This window comes from Brachyspira alvinipulli ATCC 51933 (genome assembly GCF_000518245.1).
In the GTDB taxonomy this organism is placed as follows: domain Bacteria; phylum Spirochaetota; class Brachyspiria; order Brachyspirales; family Brachyspiraceae; genus Brachyspira; species Brachyspira alvinipulli.
On sequence record NZ_JADF01000019.1, the window covers coordinates 57,702 to 81,248 of the forward strand.

Genomic DNA, 23,547 nt, shown 5'->3' on the forward strand with positions numbered 1-23,547 from the left:
TTAATTATATAAAAATCTTTTTATCTTCTGAGTAGGACTTTTAATAAATTCTTCTTTTTGTATAGTAAATCCAGATATTCTTCCAAATTCAGGAAGTATTTTATTTACTTCTACTCTGTTTTTTTCTATTAATTTAATAACTTCTTCATCGCTCAAATTCTCTGCTTTTATTCTTTCTGAATCTAAATATATTAAAGCATGGAGTTTATTATCTCTTTGTAAAACTAAAGATTCTAATATATAAGGCATAGTATTTAATTTACTTTCAAGCTCTTCCGGATAAATATTCTGTCCGCTTGCACCAAGAAGCATATTTTTACTTCTTCCTTTTATAAATATTCTGTTATTTTCTCCAAGTACACCCAAATCTCCAGTTCTAAGCCATCCGTCTTTTGAAAGCACATCAGCAGTTGCCTTATAGTTTTTATAATAGCCAAGCATTACATTTTCACCTTTAACCATTATCTCGCCTATTTCACCTTCTTTTTTAGCATCTATTTTTACTTCTAAAGTGTCAATTATACATCCGCAGCTTCTAGGAACATGCTTATCCCAAGGTCCATAACTTATTAAAGGCCCGCATTCTGTCATACCATATCCCACAGTGAATTTGAATCCTATATCCATAAGAAATTTTTCAACATCGCTATTCAAAGCACTTCCGCCGATTATAAGCTCATAAAAATTACCGCCGAAAGATTGAGTTAAATTATTTCTTATCTTTGATTTAATTAAAGATGATATAATAGGCATTTTTAATAATTTAGCCATTATAGGTTTTTCTATAGCAGGAAGTATTTTTTTTAAGTATATTTTTTCTATTATGAGAGGAACCATAAGTATAAGATTAGGCTTTACCTCATCAAATGCTTTTAATAAAACATTAGGGCTAGGTATTGCATTAAGCATATATATGCATGCTCCTCTTGAAAATGGGAATAAAAAATCAAATAAACATCCGAATACATGGGCAAGAGGAAGAAATGAAAGTATATGATCATTAGGTTTTACCGGCATATTATTAATGGCAAATCTGATATTAGCAGCCAATGAATTATGATTGAGCATAACACCTTTACTGAATCCTGTAGTTCCTGAAGTGTATATTATAGTAGCCAATGTGTCATTTTCAAATATAGTAAGATTAAATTTTTCTTTGCTTAGTTTTTCTATTTCTATATCATTAAATATATTTTCTTCTTTTTCTTTCTCTTTTACAACAGTATTGAAATTTTCTAAATAGAAACATTTAGTTAATGAAGATAATGTTTTATCATCTATTCCTTTTATAATATTAGAATTGGCAAAAAAGAATTTAGAGCCTGAATCTTTTATAATTGATGCTATATCTTCTTTTGAAAAATCTACAAGTATAGGAACAACTACTGCTCCGTAGCTTACTACAGATAAATATACTAAAGCCCAATTAACGGAGTTTCCTCCGCATAATGCTATTTTCTCACCTTTATGAATATCGAGCTTTTTAAAAGCTATATGTATTTTTAATATATTTTCTGCAACATCTGAGTATTTTAATATTCTGTCGGTACCGTAATCAGATAATGCATTAATGTCCCAATTATTTTTTATAGTGTCTTGAATATAATCGCTGAGTCTTTCTTTAATCATTTTTATCTCCTATTTTTTTAATATAGTTTTAGAATATATTTGCAACATATCTGAACATGAAAACAGCATGACAAATATTAGATATTATAAGAAGGGAATAAAATAGCGGTAAAAATAATGTATATCTTTTATTAGATTCATACATAGCAAGTCTATAAAAAACCATTGATACAGTTAAAAGAAGAAATCCTGTTAAATAAAGTATAGCTCCATATTCTCCTACAGCATTTGATATTCTTGATATTGCTATAAGCCAAACCCAGTTTAATAGTAAATAATATATAGTTTCTGTAAAACCTCTCCATCTATAAACAAATACACTTCTTAATGTTATACCTAATACACATAATCCTGTAATTATACCAAAAAAGCTCCATCCCCATCCGTTTTTTAATGATATGAGGCATGGCGGTATGTAAACTCCCCATATCATCATAATAAAAAATACATGTGATAATATATAAAATACTTTTTTAGCTTTATTATGAAATGGAAAAAAATGATATATTGAATTGATTATATAAAACGTTATTAAAAAACTTGAATATAAGGAAAAAGATGTTATTTCTCTGGCCGTTTTCGAATTAACTATTAAAAGTACTAAAACGGCTACAGCAGAGCTTGCACATATTATGCATATAATAGCACTTATTTTTGAAACAGAATTTTTTATTCTGTTATTGCCTATATTTTTAAATATACTGTTCATAATTTAATATATTAAACCTTATTTATAATAAAGTAAATGGTGATTTATAACTATTTTGCTGTATTATTTTCAAAGTATTAAAATTTATACTATTTTTAGGGAACTATTTGTTTGTGTTATACGTCTAATTAAACATATAATAATTTATTTAGGAGCGTAATTATGAAACGCGTTATAACAGTTATTTTCATCATTTCCATATTATCAGTATCCTTATTTGCTGAAGAAGGCTATTATAATAATTGCAATGAATCTTATAGTTATGGATATTTTATATATAATGAAGAAGGACTTAGTGAGGAACAGTTATCTCAGGTTATTCAATTAAAATCAAAATATCAGCCTAAAATAGCTGAACTTAGAAAGAAAATTTATTTAGGAAAAACTAAAATGAATTTAGAGATGAGCAAAAAGTATCCAAATAGAAATTTGATTGACAATTCTAAGATTTTAAATATGCAATATGCTAAAGAATTACAGAAATTAGCCAATGAGTTTTTAGCTGAATATAATAAAATAAAAAATAATAAATAATATATTTTGTCTTTCATATAGAGAGAGGGATATATTCTCTCTCTCTTTTTTTATTAAATAATATATTTAAATAAATTGTTTTATTATGTATAATATAAAACATGTTTCCCATATATTGCCGGATTAGTGTATGAATTATTATAATTTCATCAATAACATGAAAATAGATTCTAATCTCAAGTTTATAAAAAAAGTAAATTTTGAAACATTAGAAGATAAAGATTTGTTTTATTATAATTTCATTGATGAGTTTAAAAAAAATAATAATCAATTAAACATACGCTATAAAAATACAGCTATAATTCAAAAATTAATTGACTCATATATAGATGAATGTGCATATAGCGGAGATGATGAAAGTTTTGAAAATGTTACCGGAAGTATCAATTCTGTATTAAGAAGAGACAGCTATAATATATATGCCAGAAATAAAGCGGCATTTTTATACCTCACTAGATATATTTATGATTTTGATGTTATATACTATAACATAGCTTTAGAGCATATTAATTATATACTTAAATATGATGATGATATAAGTTATTTTATTCTAGGGCTTTTGTATCAATTTAGGTATATGCATACAAAAGATAATCAATATTTTACTAAATCTTTAGAATGCTATAATAATATGGCAGAGTTTTTTAAATATGATATTAATATTAATTATAATGTTTATATTTTGTATAAAACTAAATATTCTGATATAGATAAAGAAATATACTCTGATATTTCAGTATTCAATAGAGAAAACATATTTGCATTATGCGATTTAGCAAAACTATACAGGGATAAATTTTTATTAACAAAAAATTATGATTATTATTTAGAGGCTGTAAATTATTATATAGAGCTTTCATATATTGGAAAGGATATTAATGTACTTTTAAATTTAGGCTTTATATATACTATAATGTTTAAATATAGCAGTGATATTCGTTTTTTTGATGATGCTGTTTATACATATAAAAAAATAGAAGACAGCAAATTATTAAAAGACAACAGCATGTTTTATAATTTATTAGGATATGCTTATGCTATTAAATATGATTTAACAGAAAGCAGGGATGATTTTACATTTGCTGTAAATTATTATGATAGTGCAATGATATATGATAATAATGCTTTGTATTTTAAGGCATATTTATATTTAAAAGCGTATATTAAAACAAAAGATGATTTATATTTTGAGGCTTCTCTTTCTTTTTTTAATCGTTTAGATATTGATGAAACTGATATATTAAATTCTATTGCCTATTTATATGAGATAAAATTTTATATAAATAAGAATAAAGAAGATTTTGACAATTCTTTACGTTATTATAATAGAGCATTAGCAATTGATAGAGATTATTTGTATACATATGCTAATAGATTTCATTTATACAAATTGGCTTATTATATATTTGAAGATACCAATTATTTTACATTTGTTCTTAATGATTATGAAACTTTGTATAATGAAGGTCAGCTTAATAATAATGACTTATTATGTAATTATGTAAATTATAATATAGGATGCTTTTATTATTGTTTATACCTTGATAGTTTAAAAGATGATTTTTTTGAGAAATCTTTATTTTTCTTGTCTCATACAGATTATAATTTGGCTGTAACTGATTTGTATAGAATTAAGTATATAGAAAATCGAAACAATAAATATTTTGATTTGGCTTTAGAGTATATAAATAATAATTATAAATATGATATAAAAAATTTTTCAAAGAAGGCAGAATTATATTATGAAAGATACAAAATAGATCATAATAATAAATATTTTGATATTGCTTTAGAAAATTATAATTATGCTTTGAATGTAAATATATATGATAAAACTTTATATTATAATTTAGCTCTTCTTCATCATACAAAACTTATAGAAAATAAAATACATGATTATAAAGAAGCTGAAAAAAATTATCTTACAGCAATAGATTTAGATAATTCATATTTAAAGGCAATAGAGAATTTAGCTTTTTTATATTTATTTGCATACAGCATATATAATACAGATGATATATATAATAGTTCTTTATCATGTTATGAAAGTGTATTAACTGATAATCCTAATTCTATTATAGCTTTGGAAGGTTTGGGATATTTATACTATCTTAAATCATATAAAAGTGATAATGAATTAAAATATGATTATATTATTAAATCAATTCATTATTATGAGCATGCTTTATTTTTGGGGGCATCAATAGATTCTATTTATGAAAAATTTAAAGATGCATATATTGTTTTGTTTAATTACTGTTCTGATAAGGTTTCTATAAATGAATATTTTGATAGATATATTAATATTCTTAAGGATGACAGAAATTTAGCTAATAAGCATTTATTTATACTTAATAATGTTATGTATGATATGGATAAGAATATAAAGCATTTAATTAAGGCTGGCAAGTGCTTAAACAGTTTGAAAATGGATATATCTTCTATAAGGTTATGCGGCAAATTTTTTAAGTTGTTATTTGAAATTACTAAAAAACCAAAATACGGATTATTGGCAGTATTTTATTATGAATATATGTCTAATATAGAAAAAAATAATGCTGATTATTATTTTGATTCTGGAATTTTATATCATAGACTTTATTTAAAAACAAAAAATTACGAATATGTTATTAGTGCTTTTCATTGCTACAGCAGGGTTTTAGATATAAATCCTAGTTATCCCAAATGCAATTATAATAGGGCATTGGTATTAAAATATTTATTTGAAAAGACTTTAAAAATAGATTATATAGAAAATGCATTTGAGAATTTGGTTCATTCTGTAAAACTTGGAAATGTAGAGGCTTATTCTTTAATTGCTGATGTTTATTTACTTCTTTATAAAAAGCATGAGAAAAAGGAAGAGTATTTGAATAAGGCTATAGATAATTATAATCTTTCTATAAAAAATAATTTTTACGGAAGAAATGAATATGAAGTTTATTTCGGTATAGGTTTTTGTTATTATTTAAAATATAAAGTTCATAGAGAAATAGAAGATTATTTTAATAAGTCTTTAGAATATTATAAATATGCTTTGAATGTTGATAAATATAATGGAAAAATAAAGAGGTTTATAAGATATTTATACATAGTAAAAAAGATTATTCCGCCTTCTTCTGGTATTAATTAAAATAATAATAAGTCAATTATTAAAGTTGAAAAAAATAAAACTTATACTAAAATATCTGTAATAGAATAAATATCTATTTTCTATAAGAGAGGGAAATTTATGAAAAATATAAGAATATTTTTATTGAGTATTTTTATTTTAACATTATCGAATTTATTATACTCTGAAAATAATAAAGTATATGTAATAAATAAACTTGAGTTTCAAGAAGTTAATAGATGGTATGCCGGATATATAAAAAAGTCAATAGATAAAGCTAATGAAGATAATGCAGATTTAATAATACTTGAACTTGATACTCCCGGAGGTCTTTTATCTTCTGCTTTGTCTATAAAAAATTATATAATAGAAAGCGAAGTTCCTGTTGTTGTTTATATTAATAAGAATGCATTATCTGCCGGTGCTTTAATATCATTGAGTGCTAAAGAGATTTATATGTCTGACGGCAGTGTAATAGGTGCGGCAACTCCTGTTTATTTGAATGGAGATGAGGTAAAAAAAGCAGGAGAGAAAGAAGTTAGTGCTATGCGTGCTGCCATGAGAGCATCAGCAGAAGCAACAAAAAAGAATACTAAAGCAGCTGAGGCTATGGTTGATGAGACTATAGTTTTAACTAAAGGAGAAGATGGTATTGATTTGGATGATAAAACTCTTCTTACTTTAAGTGCCGATGAAGCTATAAAAATAAATATAGCAGATAAGAAAGCTAATTCAATAAAAGAGATAATAGAATTAAAGGGGCTTTCTGATAATTCAGAGATTATAACAGTTGAAGAAGAGAATTATGATTTTATATTAAGATTTTTATTGAATCCATTTGTATTAAGTTTATTAATGTCAATCGGTATAGCAGGAATATATTTAGAGATAAAAACTCCTGGTTTCGGGGTAGGGGGAGTAACTGCCATAATAGCATTTTCAATATTTTTCTTTGTGCAGTTTTTTTCAGGAGACAGCAGTTTATTAGAGCCTGCAATATTTTTATTGGGTGCTGTTCTTATTTGTGTTGAGATATTTCTTATACCAGGTTTTGGGATTACAGGAATACTTGGAATAATTGCTATATTGGCAAGCGTGTTTATGTCTTTTGGAATACATAATATAGCCATAGCTGTATTTGTTATATTTATTTCTTTAATAATAGATATAATACTTATAATACTTATAGCTAGATTTATGACTAAATCCAAAGAGTTTAAAAATAAAATCACATTAAGCAGCGATACAGCAGGGTATCATTCAAGTGTTTCTTATAATCATTTACTCAATAGGGAAGGTGTAGCGGATACTTTTTTCAGACCTGCAGGATATATAATAATAGATAATAAAAGATACGATGCTGTTAGCGAGGGCGAATTTATAGACAAAGGAAGCAATTTGAAAGTTATTCTAGTTGAGGGAAATAGAATTGTTGTAAAGAAACTTAATGACTAAAATAATATAAGCTAGAAATATAAACAAACTATAAATTTCTAGCTTAAAATTTATTTATATAATTCATGAAGTTCTCCAATGCTAAAATCATATTAAGCAAGTGAACTGAAAGCTCTTACTGATGCAATATCTATTCTAAGCTGAAGTACATATCTTTTACCATCACGGCCTATAGCATAAGTGTATCTGCTTGATAGAGGAGATATGCCGCTTCCTTGCTGACTAATCTTCTGAGGATTATTTGTATTTTGAACTGATGATATATTTGCTCTTGGTGAAACTGCTGCTGCAGGTTGTTGCTGTACATTATTTATTTTATTAATAGTCATACTAATAACTCCTTTTATTTAGTACTTTAACCGTATATATTAACGGTAATATAAAAAAAACCTTAACAACTTTATTTTGTGCTTGCAAAACATATCATTTATTATATTATTTCATACATGGTTATTTTAAAAATGAAATTAAAAGGCGATAAAATATACATAAAAGTATCAGGCGGCGATGTATTCAGCATACCAAAAAATGGTACTTATGAGCTTGATATATATGAGGGAATGGAAATAGAATATGAAGAGATACCTCATATAAGAAATAAAGCTTATGAATCTGCGGCAAGAAAATCTGCTGTGTCAATTTTAAAACGCGGTTTTATAAGCGAGGGAATGCTTAGAGAAAAATTATCTAAAAAAGGTCATAAAAAAAGATTTATAAGCTATGCTGTTGCTTACTGCAAAGAATATGATTTAATAGATGATAAAAGATTTGTAAAGATAGCTATTAACAGTTTAAAACTTAAAGGCAAAAGCAAAAGGCATATTATAGACTATTTAAAGAAATGCAAAATAAAAAGTTCATTAATAGAAAGAGCAGAAAACTCAATAAGCGATAAAAGCGATGAGAGAGCATTAAAAGAGGCTATAAAAAAATATTATAGAGTTTATGAGCATAAAGATAAAAAGGAAGATTATATTATAAAAGCTCTTATGAGAAAGGGTTTTAAATATGATAGAATAAAATATTTAGTAGGCAAATATTTAGAAAAAAAGAAAAAATAAGCCCGCATATATTTTGCAGGCTTATAAAAAAATCAATTATTAAAAAATATTTTTTACTATTATAGTTTCTTCTCTTCCGGCACCTACTGATACAATAGAGATATCTGTTTCAATTACTTCGCTTAATCTTTTTAAATATTTTTTAGCATTTTCCGGAAGCTTATTATATTCTCTTATATCTCTTGTGCTAGTTTTCCAGCCTTCAAATTCTTCGTATACAGGCTCTGCTTTTGAAAGCACTTCTAAATCTGCAGGATATCCTTCTAATATTTTACCATTATATTTATAGGCAACACATATTTTTAGTTTATCCAATTCATCTAATATATCAAGTCTTGTAATAGCTATAGAATCAAGTCCGTTCACATAAGAAGCATATTTAACAACGCATGCATCAAGCCATCCGCATCTTCTAGCTCTTCCTGTAACAGTACCGTATTCTCCGCCTTTATCTCTTATAGCCTGTCCTATTTCATCATGCAGTTCTGAAGGGAAAGGACCTTCTCCAACCCTTGTAGAATAAGCTTTTACAACGCCTATAACATTATCAATTTTTCTAGGACCTACACCCGAACCTGTACAAGCTCCGCCTGCAGCAGGGTAGGATGATGTTACAAAAGGATAAGTTCCATGATCCAAATCAAGCATAGTTGCCTGAGCACCTTCAAATAATATATTTTTCTTTTCTTTAATAGCTTTATTTAATATTGTAGTAGTATCAGCAACATAAGGCTTTAATCTCTCGGCATATTCCAAATATTCTTTTAAAAGCTCATCATAATTAACGCCTTCATGATTATAAAGTTTTTTAAGAAGTTTATTTTTAAGTTCTACATTAAACTTTAATTTTTTAGCGAATGTTTCTTTATTCATAAGATCGGATATTCTAATTCCTAAACGGCTTGCCTTATCCATATAGCATGGACCTATTCCGTTTTTAGTTGTTCCAAGTTTATTTTCTCCTAAATCTTCTTCCTGAAGTTCATCAAGTATTTTATGATAAGGCATTAATACATGAGCTCTGTCTGAAATTTTAAGATTTGACATATTTACTTTTTTTTCTATAAGAGCATCTATTTCATCCAAAAAAACTTTAGGTTCTATTACTACTCCATTTCCTATAATGCATACTTTATCTTTATGAAGTATGCCTGAAGGAAGAAGCCTTAATTTATATTTAATATTATTAACTACAACAGTATGTCCTGCATTACTTCCGCCCTGAGAACGCACAACATATTCGCATTTTCCGGCAAGATAGTCTACTATTTTTCCCTTACCCTCATCTCCCCATTGGGTACCTACTATGATTACTGAAGCCATATGTTCAAACTCCTTTCTATAGATAGTGTAAAACACACAAAGGCAATTATATAAATTTTTGATAAGAATTTCAAGATACTTTGAATAGAAATATTTATTTTATATAAAATAGATATGTAACTTTTTTAAATTATTGGTAAAATATAAAGGTGTTTTATTTTAATATAAGTAAAGGATTTATAATATGAATGAAAATTTAGATTGGCAATTACATCAAATGCATAATGAAGGCAGACATCATGATATAATAAAACTTATATTATCGCTTCCTGAGGAGAGTTTGGACGATGATTTAAAAGGACTTCTTGCTGTTGCCTATAACAATACTGGTAAATTTGATTTGGCAATAGAAACACTTAATTCTTTAAGCGAAGAAACTAGAAATCATCATACTTGGTTTTATAAAATATCTTATGCTTATTTAGGTAAAACAGATATAGGCAATGCTTCTTATAATATAGAAAAGGCAATATCTATTCTTGAAATTAATAAGCCAAATATAAGTATAGAAGAATATAATTATTATAACAATTTATATAATGGATTTAAAGAAGAGATAAAAAAAGATGGTATGCATTATACAGCAAACAGTGTTGATATTAATGATGCCGATTCTATCATAAAGGATATATCATCTATTTTATCTAATGATGTAGAACATGAAATAGTGGAAGGAAGTATTGTTATAAAGGATTGGAATGTATTTATAAATGCTTATATAGATCAAGTCAATGACAGAAGTGCTACGGTAAATTATTATATATCAAGTCCTAATTGGGATAGAGATATATTTGAATGCTGTGCTAGTATAGGAAAGGATGCTAATACTGCACTTGGTCTTTCAAATGGAAGTTTTGTATTTGGTATAATGACTGGAATAAAAGCTATGAATGAAGGCAGAATACTTGATGAGGCGGAAAGTGAATTTGCAGGAAAAAAACATAAATGGAAAGTTTATACAAGTAATATTGTTAATATGGGAAACAATAACGGTGTGCCTAAAAATGTTAATACTTATTGGAATATGTTTAAAGATGATATATTAAAACGTATAGGAAATCAAAAAATTTGCTACATAAAAATATATGGGGCAAAAGCTAAGAATGATTATTCCATAGGAGAGCTTAGAATAAATGATGTTAATATACCAGAGCTCAGCGATAAAATGAATGAGTATGTTAAGACTTGGGGAGAAACTGATTTTTCATCTGATAAGCAGTTTTTCTTTTTGGTTCAGGAAGAAGAAACTTATACTCCTTATCCATACAGCAATGAAGAGATTTTTAATTTTGTTCAGCAGTATTCAAACATTGTTTTAAACTTAGAAGAAACAGATGATGCTTATGAAAAACTTGAGGATATGGCTTATGATTTAGTAAAAGATAATAGTTTAGCTGTTGATTTATTTTTATTTTTGCCGGAAATATGTGCTGATAATGAGTTTTTTAATGAACTTCATTCTGGAGAGAAAATCAATTTTATTTTTGGATCAAAAGAAAAAAATCAAACAGTGTATAAGACTCAGCTTTATACATATTACCTTATTAATAATTATATTTTTGAACTTTTTAGAAATGGTATGTTTAATGGAAAAGAAAATGAGATTTATGCTAAGTTTATAAATATGAGTGCTTTATATAATATATATATACAAATAAAGGAAGATTATGAAAAGAAAAATAAAAAACTTGAAAATCTTGAAGTAAATTTAAGCTATAATGTATCTGATTCTTATATATTATGCTGATAATAAACTATAAATAAAAAGTATAATTTGATATAATACAAAAATATAAATTATAGTATTGATTATATCCTAAGTGTTAATATAATTAATAAAAAACATTAAGGATATAATATATGGAAATGAAAGAGTTTATTGAGTATTGCAGAGAGGGTAACCCTATAAGAAGCACAGAGAAAGAGAAGGGTGCTTTGCTATTTCAATGTTCTCATGAGGCAATGAAAATAACAAGTAAATTAAATAATAAATACAATACTTCAGATGAGGTTAGAAAGCTATTTGAAGAACTTACAGGAAGAGAAATTGATCCAAGTTTCATGTGCTTTCCTCCTTTTTATACAGATTTTGGAAAAAATATTATTATAGGAAAAAATGTATTTATAAACATGAATTGCAATTTTCAAGACAGAGGCGGTATAATAATAGGGGACGGTACTCAAATAGGTATGAATGTAGCTATATCTACTTTAAATCATGGTTTTAATTTAGATGACAGAGATGTTACTTATGCGTCAAAAGTAGTTATAGGGAAGAATGTATGGATAGGCTCTGGTGTATCTATAGTTCCTAATGTAACTATAGGGGATAATTCGATAATAGCATCTGGTGCTGTTGTAACTAAGGATATACCTTCAAATGTACTTGTTGGCGGAGTTCCTGCGAGAATTATAAAAAATATATAATTTTGAATTTTAGAAAATATTGTTTTTAAATAGTTTTTGCATAATTCCTTTTTTCTGCTGCTTATGCAAATGAAGAAGCATTTTTAAATTATCAATTTGCTTATCTATAATAAATATAAGTTCTGATATTTTATTTTGCTCTTCAATGCTAGGCAGCTTTATTGTCATATCTGTTAATGTGCTTAAAACTATATAAGGAGTATTTCCTTTGTTTCTTTCTTTTTTGATTTTTTGTTTTAAAAATAAATCTAAATAATATTTTATGTATTTTATATTTTCTGTAAAATCCATTAATACATAAGTTCTTTGATAAGCATTAAATTTTCCTTTATAATAATGAATATAACCCACATAAGCCCCGTTTCCTGATATAAGCAATGCTTCTCCATCAAATGCATAGGTATTTATTGTATAATATTCCTTAGCACATGTATAGAATCTGTATTTTCCATTTTCCTCCATAGCATTGGCATCAAGTTTTCCTGTTTTTATACTTCTGCTTATTTCGGATAATTTTTTAACTCTCCATTTATCATTGAATTCTTTAAATCTTACTTCTCCGCTTAAAAGTTTCTGCATAACTCCTTTTTTATATAATTCCTTTTTTTCTATTAATTGATTAAGATTTTCTATTACATTATCGCATATTGTAAGTATTTCTGCTATGCGTTTTTGTTCCTCGATTGGCGGCAGTGCAATGCGGCATTCTCCTATTTCATGCATATTTATCTTTTTTGGAAATGCGGCATGCAGTGTTTTTGAAATAAGTTCTTTTTGAAAATTACAGGATAGTATTGAATAATACAAATATTTATAATAAACATCTTTATTTATATTTGTAAATAAACATACCGTTACATAATAGGCTATATCTTCATCTTTTTGAACAATTGCAGGAATGCCTATATTTCCTATTCTGGTCATAAATATATCATTTTTTTTAGCTTTAATTTTGTATAAATTATTATAATCTTCTTTTGATATAAATTTATTGCTGCTGTGTATATTATTAATGTTTTCTGCACTTATAAATTTTATTCCGCTTTTTGTGTATTTTGGCGTAGTATGTATTCCATCTTGTATAGTGCATATTTCTTTAAGTTTTACTATACGCAGATTTTTTTTATTATGCTTCATAAAAAAACCTGAATGATTATTTAAAATATAGTATAAATAATAATATTAATTTATTCAACTGTATTATAATTTTATTAATTTTATGTTATACTACAAGACTATGAAGATCATAATTTGAATGATTTTTATAATGTGTAACTTAATAAGTAAAATCATTCTACCGATAATATACAAAAAGTTTATGTAATTTTGGAATTTATTTATGCATAGAGTTTATCTTTTATCTTTGATGAGCGCATTGGTATTTTTATCATGCAGTGAAAAAAAAGAGAGTAAACAGTATATGGGGAATTTAGAGGAGAATATAAATACTGTAGATGTAGATATAAAAAGCAGAAATTTTGATGCGATAAGTTTAATAAAAAACAGCTCATTTACAACATATCCAAACATAAAAATAGAAGATTTAATATCATCATTTAATAGTGTAGAATGGCAGGATTTCATAGCCGAAGATGATTATATGCGTTATATAGATATGATAGGCAAATATGATACAAACGAATATATAATACAATTTAAATTACTAGATCATTACAGATGGGAACTGTATGCATTTGAAATTAATAGAACTGCATATTCAATAGATGAAGTTGCAAGCAGTTTATATACTATTTATACCAATAAAAAATAATATAATTAATAACTGTAAGTTAATGATATACTTGCTCTTTTTATAGCTATAGGACCTGCTGTACCTCTTGATAATTTTATCTGAATTGATTGGCTTCTGTCTATATCATCTCCTAAAGTCCAATCATTTTTCTGAGGTTCAAATAAACCTACTGTAGTACTTACTGCACCTTTTTTGCCCAAGAAAATTTTGACATCATAATAAACTATAACTATTCCTCTATTTCCTTTAACAGTTTGTTCTGTAATCTTTAATGGAGATGATAATGATGCAGATTTAATTTCTTGTTCTGACATATTTTCTATGTCTTTTCCTCCTATAACATAATAGGTTTTTCCATCAATTTCTATAGCCTGAACTTCTTTATCTGCACCGTATACTGTGACTTTCTTTTGAGGAGTATCTTCTCTTGTAATAGTCTTTTCTTCTTCTTTTTTACTACTATTATTGTCAGCAGTTTTTGTTGTATCTTCTTTAGTCGGCATAGTTGCACAGCTTGTAATTATAAATATAGAACTAATAGCAATAAAAAATTTCTTAAACATGAACCCTCCGTAATCTACCTCTAATTTTCATATTACTTTTTATCTCGGAAAATATTTTGCTAAAATTAAAATATTTTCTGTTAATAATTATTGAATAAAATTTATAGTTATTATAGTATAACAAATAAGAATTAAATTCATAAAATATTATTTTAAATAAAGGATATTAAAATGCAAATTTCAGAAAATAGATATGATAATATGATATACAATAAAAGCGGAAAAAGCGGTCTAAAACTGCCAATTATTTCTTTTGGACTTTGGCATAATTTCGGTGAAAACTGTGACTATAATAATATGAAAGAATTAGTGAAAACGGCATTTGATAACGGAATAACTCATTTTGACTTAGCAAATAATTACGGACCTCCTTATGGTTCTGCTGAAATAAGTATGAGTAAAATATTAAATGATGGATTAAATAAATATAGAGATGAACTTATTATAAGTACAAAAGCGGGTTATGATATGTGGGATGGTCCTTATGGTAATTGGGGAAGTAAAAAATATTTAATAGCAAGTATTAATCAAAGTTTAAAAAGATTAAATATTGAATATGTTGATATTTTTTATCATCATAGAATGGATCCTGAAACTTCGCTTGAAGAGACTATGGAAGCATTAACTAGAATTGTGAAAGACGGAAAAGCCCTTTATATAGGTCTTTCAAATTATGATGGAGTTACCATGGAAAGAGCCTCTAAACTGTTTGCTTTGGCTAATGTTCCTTTTATTATAAATCAAAACAGATATTCGATATTTGATAGAACAATAGAAAATAATGGACTTAAATTGAAAGCTAAAAAATTAGGAAAAGGTATAATAGCATACAGTCCTTTAGCACAGGGATTATTAACTGACAAGTATATAAACGGTATTCCTGAAGACAGCAGAATAGCTATGGATGGAAGATATTTAAAACAGGATGCAATAACAAGAAAGAGATTAGAACAAATAGTAAAACTTAATAAATTAGCAGAACAAAGAGGTGAGAGTTTAGCTCAAATGGCTTTAAGATGGGTGTTGAGAGATGAAGAGGTTACAAGCGTATTAATAGGTGCTTCTAAACCAAGTCAAATAATAGAGAATTTGAAAATTTTAAATAAATCTATTCTCACAGATGAGGAATTAAGAAATATTGATAATATATCTTTATAATATAGTAAGGGCTAATGCATATAAATAACATACATTAGCCTTCACTTTAATTTAAGGAGTTAATTTAAGTTAGTAACCGTAAAACGATGAATTTACAATCAAATATCTGTCTTTGCCTTTAGTATTAACATCAGGATTATAAACTATATATGTATCATCACCAAGCTCAACATATCTTAAAAGTGTATCATCAGACATGAAGTCCCCTTTAACATATATAGCAGCACCCGGAGCCATAGGACAATTATATTGTGTTGTTATTATCTTAGGTTTTGTTATAATTTTGCCATTATATCCGTATAAGCCGCTTTTGTCATTTTTATAATTAGCTTCAAGCCATGTAGCATAAAGCTCGCTCCAATCTTTAAATTGCTTAATATTTTTATTTGCAGCATAAATTATAGCTTTATAAGTTCCTCTATATTCTTCCGGAGCGTTTGCTATATCTTTGTATATTTCAAAACCGTTTTTAGAATGAAGTCCAAGCCAATACATAAAAAGCGAAACAGTAGCATATTTATGAACTGTATATCCTTGATTCCAATTAATAAAATAATCTCCTTTGGTTATCAAATACATTGAGTCTGTATTATAATAGTTAAGTCTATTTTCCGGTACTTTTCCTCTGTAAGTAATAACAGCTGCTTCAGATAATGCTTCATCTACCCATATATCAAATGAACTGCTGCTTTTGCTTTCAAGCTGACTGTAATGTATAACATGATGAAGCTCATGTGCTATTGTGTTTACTACAGATTCTATATTTTCCCAGCCGTTTATATAATCTAAAAATATTATATTTTCATCATCATTTTTTATTTCATCAAGACCATCTAATATAGAATAGCCTTGCATATATGGTTTATCTCCTGTATATCCTCCATTAATATCCATTATTAAAAGGGTTAATTTTCCGTCCAATTTTCCATATAAATATTCTTCTAAATCATGTATTTTTGAAGTTTCTGATATTACTTGCTGCAAATCTCTCTCATTTATTTTTAATCCGTTTTCTAAATAAACGTCTATTTTTGAAGTAGAGTATATATTTTTAGCTTTTAAACTTTCTTTTGAATAATTGTTATTTATGTATCTTACAGCATTAAATGTTTTTTCTGTATTTTTGCCTTTGTAGATATTATAACTTACAGGATTTCTTAAAACTTCATTTATACTTGAATATTCTTTAGCATTTAAAAAATTGCAAATAAAAAAAATAGTTATAAGCAGTATTAAATATTTTCTCATAATAAACCCTATTAACATATTTGCAATATTATCGGAAAAAAGGCTTCAATACAAAAGTATTAAAAAAATAGAATAGGCTTTAAAAACCTATTCTATAAAACATAATAGAGATATATTAATTAATGATGACACCCTTTGTAATTATCATACATGCATATATAGCAGTTTCTCCTGTGGCAACACAGGCATAAGCATTTTTTGCCCTTTCATAAAATGAAAATCTGTCTATATATTCAAATTTTTTAAATGTATTATCATGTTTTCTTAGAATAGCCTCGTATTTATCCCATATTTCAGGTTTGGAATTATCATTTGGTTTCATTAAAGTAACAGGATATTCTACAAATTGATCTAAAGGCATAAACTGCATAATAGCATTTAATATATCGCAATTAAAATGTCCGTCTAATCTTGCAAGCCTTTTGCTGTAAGTAGAAGCGGCAAAATTAGAATCTCCAATAACTAAAGTGTCTCCATGCCCCATACTCATCATAATATGCATCAAATCCGGAGATATAATATTTGGAATATTTTTTAACATATTTTCAATCCTTATGATTTTCTCTTAGATAAACTGAATGTGAATGCTAAAGCTGTAACAAGTACGCATCCTTTAATAAAATCCTGTGTATAATAAGGCACATTAAGCATAGTAAGTCCGTTTATAAGCATACCTATAAATACAGCACCTACTATAGTACCGAAAGGATTAGGTTTCTGTGCCCCTAATACAGCATATCCTATAAGAGCAGAAGCTATAGCATCCATAAGCAAAGTACCGCCTGAAGATACATCTCCTCTTCCAACTCTTGCAGCTAAGACAATACCGGCAAAACTAGCTACGAATCCTGATATTATATATGCTAATATTCTATATCCGTAAATATTAACTCCTACAAGTCTTGCAGCCTCGCTGTTTCCTCCTATAGCATAAAATATTCTTCCGTATCTAGTTAAAGATAATACTATAAATACTATAATAGCTATTAAAAACATAAATGCTACAGGCACAGGTATTAAATCAAATAATCTTCCTTGTCCTAAGAATTTAAATCCTTCATCAAATACACCTTCAGCAGTTTTTCCATTTGCTAAAGTCATTCCGTTTCCTATAGATCTTCCTGCAGAAGGTATAAGCTGTAATCCTTGAACTAAGAACATCATTCCTAAAGTAGTTAATAAATCAGGTATTTTTAATTTTACTATTAAAAGTCCATTAACTAATCCTATAAAAGCTCCTATTGATAAGCATATAATAATAGCATGATATCCCTGCAGTCCAAGAACTATCATACAATAAGAAGCTATCATTACAGATAAAGATGCAACGGCGCCTATAGATAAGTCCATTCCATTAACAATTAAAGGGAAAGTTTCTCCAAGTGCTAATATTGCATATATAGTTATACCAAGAAGTATAGAAAATAAATTTGATGATGTAAGAAATACCGGTCTTGTTATAGAGAAAAATATAAATAACAAAGCCATTATTATCAAAAAACCGTATTTTATAGAAAATTGTGTTATCATTTTTTTGTTCATTATTTTTGCTCCTCAGTATTATTTAACTCATCAATATTGCAGCTTATATAGTGAAGTAATTTATCTCTGTCTATTTCATTTCCGTATTGTTCAAAAACCATTTTGCCTGAATTAAATACTATTATTCTGTCTGCTACTTCTATAGCCTCATCTAAATCTGCAACTAAAATCAATGCCGCACTATCTTTAATATTTTTTCTTAAATATTCTCCCATATCAAATCTTGATGCTATATCAACACCTTGAAACGGCTCATCCAATATTATCAAATTATAGTTTTGGAATATCCATCTTGCTACTATAACCTTTTGCTGATTACCTCCGGATAAACTGTCCATCATATCTTCAATAGAACCATATTTAAGAGATAATTTTTCTACTATATCCAAAGAAGATTTTTTCTCCAATTTTTTTTCCATTATAAGTTTAGGACTGAATTTATTTAAAAAAGGAATAGTAATATTTTCTGTTATACTAAAGTTTGGGAAAATAGCATTGTTGCTTCTATCTTCCGGCACTAAGTGTATTCCGTTTTTTATAGCCTTGCCTATATTTTTATGCTCTATTTTTTGACCGTTCATAAATATTTCACCGCTTATAGGCTTTTTTATAGAAAATAAAGTTTCTCCGAATTCACTTTTACCTGCACCTATCAATCCTACTATGGCTGTTATCTCTCCTTTATATAAAGTAAGATTAATAGGACTTCCATTTTTCATAAAAACTAAATCTTTAGTTTCTAATAACGGCTCCATTTTTCTCTCTTCTTTAGCAACAGCTTTTACAGTTTTTGGTACAGAACCTATCATTGCAGTAACTATTTTATTTACTTTAATAGGCTTTTCCATTATATCAGATACTTTTCCGTCTCTTATAACTACAACATTATCAGCTATTCTTTCTATCTCATGAAGCCTGTGAGAAACATATAATATAGTGACATTTTTTTCTCTTAAACCATTAAGCTTATCAAATAAAATCTCAGTTTCTTTTTCAGATATAGCAGCTGTAGGCTCATCTAATATAAGAAGTTTAGGATTTGATTCTAAAGCTCTTGCTATTATTATAAGCTGTCTTTCGCTTTGACTAGTCCAAAATACCTCTTTATTTAATATGCTGTGATCTATTCCCATTAAATCGGCTACTCTTTCAGCATGCTCCATATAGTCTTTTTTCTTAATAAAAAAATTCTTTTTATTGGTTAAAATATCTTTAAGCACTAAATTTTCTGCAACGGTCATACTTTGCACCACACCCTGATTTATAATCTGATGCACTGTTTGTATTCCTTTAGAATAAGCATCAAGCGGGCTTGTGAATTTTACCAAATTTCCTTCTACAAATATTTCGCCGTCATATTTTGTATGATATCCGCAGATTATTTTTATTAGTGTAGATTTTCCAGCACCATTAGCTCCGACTATAGCTGTAATATCTCCTCTTTTAAAATCGAAAGATATTGATTCCAATGCTCTAGTGGAGCCGAATGATTTACCTATGTTTTTTAAGTTTATTATAGCGTCTTTATTACTCATAATTTATCTACCGCAGAATATTCATTTACAATACTTGCCACTTTTTCTATATCATTTATATTATCTCTGTTTATTAAAAACTCTTTTCCTATTTTTAAGCATATCCAATCTAATCTAGCTCTTTCATCTAAATCAGTAATGCCTGAAATGTCTTTATTTTTTGCAAGTCCTAAAGTTCTTCTTATAAGAACACATCCTGCAAAACCAACAGCATCTTTGAATATTCTATTTAATACAGTTTTAATATATTCTTCAGAATGTTTTTTTCCTTCCGGATAATTCCAATATAATGGTTTAGTTTCTTCTAAATGTTTTTTCCATAGAGCTTCAAATTTACTCAAAGTTCCAGTAATCATATATTTAGCAGTATCAAATAACCACTTTCTAAATTCTTTTGAATTTGTGCCTAATCTTTTTTGATGATATTCCTGAGAAATATAAGCCATAAAGAAATTAGCCATAGCTTTTCCTACATCAAAACCTATAGGACCATAGAATGCAAATTCAGGGTCTATTACATAAGTTTCTTCCTCATTACCCATAAAACTGCCCAAATGGAAATCTCCATGAAGCAATGCTTCAGCTTTAGTCATAAATGCATATCTCATTTCTGCGGCAGCTGTTTTTAATTTGCTGTCTCTTTGGAATTTTCTTACCTCTTCCATATTTAATTTTTCATGGTAAATATTAGTTTCATTTTCTTCAAAAGGATGAGTGAAAATAAAATCTTCTGTTAAACTGCATAATTCTGCATTCATATATTCAACTACAAGATTCTTTTTAGTCTTTCCATCCAAATAATAATCAGAAGTATAAAATAAAGTTTTTGAAAGAAAATCAGTTAAATCCTCTGCTACTTTAGGGAATTTTTTACCTTCTATTATTTCTCCTCTAAGAACTTTATGTTTATTTAAATTCTGCATTATAACAACGCACATATCTTCAGAAAAATAATATACTTCAGGTACTAAATTAGGACATAATTTGTGCTGTTCTTTAAGAGCTTTAATTTCTATTTTCATTCTGTCCTTTTCTAAAGGATAGCTTTCCCCAACGCATCTTAAGAAAGGAACTGACTGTTTTAATATTACAGTTTCTTTTTCATTTTTAGCATTTGTAATGCTGTATACGAAATTTAAATTACCGTCCCCAATTTCTTTTATTTGTAAATTATCGAAATCAGAAAATATTTTTTTTATTTCATCTATAGTTTTTAAATAATCTATTATTGTATCTACTGTTAATTGTTTGTAAGACATATTTTATCTCCTTAAAATTAATTAAAGGCCTTTTTTAAATTATCTATATAAGGAGGTTTTATTATACCTTTTTCTGTAATAAAACCTGTTATAAGTTTATTAGGGGTAACATCGAATGCCGGATTTCTAACTTTAATATCCAAAGGAGCAGTCTGCACTCCGGCGAAGTTCATAACTTCTTTAGAATTTCTTTCTTCTATTATTATATCATTTCCTGTTTTAGTATTTAAATCGAAAGTAGTAGAAGGGCATGCTATATAGAAAGGTATATTGAAATATTTAGCCAAAATAGCCACTCCCATAGTACCTATTTTGTTAGCAGCATCTCCGTTTTCAGCTACTCTGTCGCATCCTACTATTACTAAATCAACAAGTCCTTTAGACATTATAAATGCAGCCATATTATCGCATATTAAAGTAACATCTATACCGGCTTCATTAAGTTCAAAACTAGTTAATCTTGCTCCTTGAAGCAATGGTCTTGTTTCATCTGCATATACTCTTATTTTTACACCGTTTTGATGAGCTATATACATTGGAGCTAATGCTGTACCTATTCCGCTAACGGCTAATCTTCCTGCATTACAATGAGTTAATACGCCGCAATTTTCTTTTAATAATTCAGCACCGTATTCTCCTATTTTCTGACATATATCAACATCTTCAGAATGTATTTTCTTAGCTTCTGCTTCTAATATATTATATAATTCTAATGAAGATTTATCAGTATTTCCATTTATAGTATTAAACATTCTATTTAAAGCATAACTCAAATTCACAGCAGTAGGTCTTGAAGAGTTTAAATATTTAGCTCTTTCTTCAACAAATCTTATAAAATCATTGCTATTTAAATCAGTTTTCTTTTTTAAATCTATAAGCAAAGAATAAGCAGCTGCAACCCCAATAGCAGGAGCTCCCCTTACTTTTAACTCTTTTATAGCATCATATGCATCTTCTACAGTTGATAATTTTATTTCTTTTACAGTTATAGGTATTAATGTTTGATCTAATATATATAACTCATCTCCAGTCCATCTTACAGTAGGTATTCTTGAATTTGTCATGTTATAATCCTTAAATATTTATTATACAGCGATACATAATTTTACTAATATGCATCGCTGTATACTTTTATATAATAATCATTCAGCCATAGGTATCCAACTGGCTGTCATATTTGTAGTTTTGTTAAATTCAGGGAATTTAGCCTGAAGCTCTTCCATATTTTTAACACCAGCTTCTCTAAGCATATCTTGAGTAAATAAAGTAGGAGTTATTAATATATCATCAGGAATTTTTTCTCCTGCAACTTTTAATGCTAATGCTCTTACAGACAATGCTCCTATAAGTCTAGGGCTTGTAGCAGCTGTTGCAACCCATGGACTTCCTTCTTTAATCATTAATTCTATATCTTGAGTTGATATATCAGCACTGTATACTTTTACTTTATCATTTAATCCCTCTTCATCTAAAGCAAGAACAACACCTTTAGCAAATTCATCATAAGGTGCAAAATAAGCATTTATTTGAGGATTAGATTTTAAAGTAGCTTTTACTTGCTCAGCATTTTTTACAGAGAAAGGAGATTCTACTGTACCAGTTCTGGCTATTTCTTTCATATTAGGGAATTCTTTTTTGAATTCAGTGAAAGCCTGATCTCTTTTATCCAAAGGCAATATACCTGCAAAGTATACATATCCTATATTAGCCTGCTGATTATAATCTTTGTTCATAGCATCTAAAGCCATTCTTCCTAAAGCATGATCATCCTGAGCTATTTGATTGATTTCAGGATTTTGAACATCAACATCGAATGCTACAACAGGTATTCCAGCAGCTACAGCATCGGCAGCAGGTTTGGATAATGTTTCAGTAAGTCCGTGATCCAATATTATACCATCTACTTTCATATTAATAGCTTGATAAACGAAATCTGCCTGAGCCTGATTATCCATATTTTTTCCGAATACAGTTAATTGTATTCCCATTAAATCAGCTTGTTTTTGAGCTCCGTCCTGCCACATTTGCATAAACTCGCCTTCAACCATTTGTCTTATTAAAGCAAAATGAATCTTTTTGCTTCCGTCAAAAGGAGCAGGAGCCCCTTCCAATTTTGTTGTTGAAGATGCAGATGAAGAAGAACCCTGACTGCATCCTATTGAGAATAATAATATAACTATAGATAATATTATAGTTAATTGTTTCATAATATTAACTCCTTTAATTGTGCTTGAATTTT

At 27.6% G+C, this 23,547-nt stretch carries 21 protein-coding genes; 8 read left to right on the plus strand and 13 right to left on the minus strand.

The annotated features are described in order from the left end of the window. Together T324_RS0102530 and trhA are read right to left on the minus strand one after the other, a co-directional pair. The gene (locus T324_RS0102530) at positions 1-1,629 is read right to left on the minus strand and encodes an AMP-binding protein (RefSeq protein WP_028328817.1); all 1,629 of its coding nucleotides are present in this window, start codon (positions 1,627-1,629) and stop codon (positions 1-3) included. 28 nt (positions 1,630-1,657) lie between these two features. Continuing rightward, entirely contained in the window at positions 1,658-2,338 is a 681-nt protein-coding gene (gene trhA / locus T324_RS0102535) for a PAQR family membrane homeostasis protein TrhA (protein WP_028328818.1), read from the minus strand. Between the two features lie 162 nt (positions 2,339-2,500). Here trhA and T324_RS0102540 point away from each other — a divergent pair, with 162 nt between their 5' ends. The 3 genes from T324_RS0102540 (at position 2,501) to T324_RS0102550 (ending at position 7,439) form a co-directional block, all read left to right on the plus strand. After that, entirely contained in the window at positions 2,501-2,872 is a 372-nt protein-coding gene (locus tag T324_RS0102540; protein ID WP_028328819.1) for a hypothetical protein, read from the plus strand. A 130-nt stretch (positions 2,873-3,002) separates the two neighbouring features. Beyond that, positions 3,003-6,005 carry a hypothetical protein gene (locus tag T324_RS0102545; RefSeq protein ID WP_028328820.1) on the plus strand — a complete coding sequence of 1,001 codons (3,003 nt, stop codon included), beginning with the start codon at positions 3,003-3,005 and terminating at the stop codon, positions 6,003-6,005. A gap of 99 nt (positions 6,006-6,104) precedes the next feature. After that, positions 6,105-7,439, plus strand: coding sequence for an NfeD family protein (locus T324_RS0102550; protein ID WP_028328821.1), 1,335 nt, complete (start codon positions 6,105-6,107; stop codon positions 7,437-7,439). A gap of 92 nt (positions 7,440-7,531) precedes the next feature. On the opposite strand, the gene T324_RS0102555 is transcribed toward T324_RS0102550, so the two are convergent. Next, on the minus strand, positions 7,532-7,768 hold the full coding sequence (locus tag T324_RS0102555; RefSeq protein WP_028328822.1) for a hypothetical protein: 237 nt from the start codon (positions 7,766-7,768) through the stop codon (positions 7,532-7,534). A 132-nt stretch (positions 7,769-7,900) separates the two neighbouring features. On the opposite strand from T324_RS0102555, the gene T324_RS0102560 reads away from it, so the two are divergent. Further along, on the plus strand, positions 7,901-8,500 hold the full coding sequence (locus tag T324_RS0102560) for a regulatory protein RecX (RefSeq protein ID WP_028328823.1): 600 nt from the start codon (positions 7,901-7,903) through the stop codon (positions 8,498-8,500). 39 nt (positions 8,501-8,539) lie between these two features. Here T324_RS0102560 and T324_RS0102565 read toward each other — a convergent pair whose 3' ends face one another. Further along, positions 8,540-9,823, minus strand: a complete 1,284-nt coding sequence (locus T324_RS0102565) for an adenylosuccinate synthase (protein ID WP_028328824.1) — start codon at positions 9,821-9,823, stop codon at positions 8,540-8,542. Positions 9,824-10,007: 184 nt separating this feature from the next. Here T324_RS0102565 and T324_RS0102570 point away from each other — a divergent pair, with 184 nt between their 5' ends. Together T324_RS0102570 and T324_RS0102575 are read left to right on the plus strand one after the other, a co-directional pair. Then, a complete protein-coding gene (locus T324_RS0102570; RefSeq protein WP_038374959.1) occupies positions 10,008-11,570 on the plus strand; it encodes a DUF6348 family protein in 1,563 nt (520 codons plus the stop codon). Positions 11,571-11,683: 113 nt separating this feature from the next. After that, the gene (locus tag T324_RS0102575) at positions 11,684-12,250 is read left to right on the plus strand and encodes a DapH/DapD/GlmU-related protein (RefSeq protein ID WP_028328826.1); all 567 of its coding nucleotides are present in this window, start codon (positions 11,684-11,686) and stop codon (positions 12,248-12,250) included. Positions 12,251-12,259: 9 nt separating this feature from the next. Here T324_RS0102575 and T324_RS17850 read toward each other — a convergent pair whose 3' ends face one another. Beyond that, a complete protein-coding gene (locus tag T324_RS17850) occupies positions 12,260-13,387 on the minus strand; it encodes a restriction endonuclease subunit S (RefSeq protein ID WP_084548593.1) in 1,128 nt (375 codons plus the stop codon). A gap of 202 nt (positions 13,388-13,589) precedes the next feature. Here T324_RS17850 and T324_RS0102585 point away from each other — a divergent pair, with 202 nt between their 5' ends. Continuing rightward, positions 13,590-14,021 carry a hypothetical protein gene (locus T324_RS0102585; RefSeq protein WP_028328827.1) on the plus strand — a complete coding sequence of 144 codons (432 nt, stop codon included), beginning with the start codon at positions 13,590-13,592 and terminating at the stop codon, positions 14,019-14,021. Positions 14,022-14,026: 5 nt separating this feature from the next. On the opposite strand, the gene T324_RS0102590 is transcribed toward T324_RS0102585, so the two are convergent. Beyond that, complete coding sequence (locus T324_RS0102590) at positions 14,027-14,566, minus strand: hypothetical protein (RefSeq protein WP_028328828.1); 540 nt, start codon at positions 14,564-14,566, stop codon at positions 14,027-14,029. A 171-nt stretch (positions 14,567-14,737) separates the two neighbouring features. Here T324_RS0102590 and T324_RS0102595 point away from each other — a divergent pair, with 171 nt between their 5' ends. Further along, the gene (locus T324_RS0102595) at positions 14,738-15,724 is read left to right on the plus strand and encodes an aldo/keto reductase (protein WP_028328829.1); all 987 of its coding nucleotides are present in this window, start codon (positions 14,738-14,740) and stop codon (positions 15,722-15,724) included. 69 nt (positions 15,725-15,793) lie between these two features. Here T324_RS0102595 and T324_RS0102600 read toward each other — a convergent pair whose 3' ends face one another. The 7 genes from T324_RS0102600 to T324_RS0102630 all read right to left on the minus strand — a co-directional run bounded on the left by T324_RS0102600 (position 15,794) and on the right by T324_RS0102630 (position 23,515). Further along, positions 15,794-16,972: a DUF2268 domain-containing putative Zn-dependent protease gene (locus tag T324_RS0102600; protein WP_028328830.1), complete on the minus strand. Its 1,179-nt coding sequence runs from the start codon at positions 16,970-16,972 to the stop codon at positions 15,794-15,796. Between the two features lie 115 nt (positions 16,973-17,087). After that, positions 17,088-17,513 carry an RbsD/FucU family protein gene (locus tag T324_RS0102605; protein WP_028328831.1) on the minus strand — a complete coding sequence of 142 codons (426 nt, stop codon included), beginning with the start codon at positions 17,511-17,513 and terminating at the stop codon, positions 17,088-17,090. Between the two features lie 11 nt (positions 17,514-17,524). Then, positions 17,525-18,514, minus strand: a complete 990-nt coding sequence (locus T324_RS0102610) for an ABC transporter permease (protein ID WP_051436777.1) — start codon at positions 18,512-18,514, stop codon at positions 17,525-17,527. Beyond that, positions 18,514-20,049: a sugar ABC transporter ATP-binding protein gene (locus T324_RS0102615; RefSeq protein WP_028328833.1), complete on the minus strand. Its 1,536-nt coding sequence runs from the start codon at positions 20,047-20,049 to the stop codon at positions 18,514-18,516. Before T324_RS0102615 ends, T324_RS0102610 begins: the two co-directional genes overlap by 1 nt. Next, positions 20,046-21,308, minus strand: a complete 1,263-nt coding sequence (gene mtnK, locus T324_RS0102620) for an S-methyl-5-thioribose kinase (RefSeq protein WP_028328834.1) — start codon at positions 21,306-21,308, stop codon at positions 20,046-20,048. Before mtnK ends, T324_RS0102615 begins: the two co-directional genes overlap by 4 nt. Before the next feature lie 17 nt (positions 21,309-21,325). After that, the gene (gene mtnA / locus T324_RS0102625; RefSeq protein WP_028328835.1) at positions 21,326-22,372 is read right to left on the minus strand and encodes an S-methyl-5-thioribose-1-phosphate isomerase; all 1,047 of its coding nucleotides are present in this window, start codon (positions 22,370-22,372) and stop codon (positions 21,326-21,328) included. 78 nt (positions 22,373-22,450) lie between these two features. Continuing rightward, the gene (locus T324_RS0102630) at positions 22,451-23,515 is read right to left on the minus strand and encodes a sugar ABC transporter substrate-binding protein (protein ID WP_028328836.1); all 1,065 of its coding nucleotides are present in this window, start codon (positions 23,513-23,515) and stop codon (positions 22,451-22,453) included. Between the last annotated feature and the right edge of the window lie 32 nt (positions 23,516-23,547).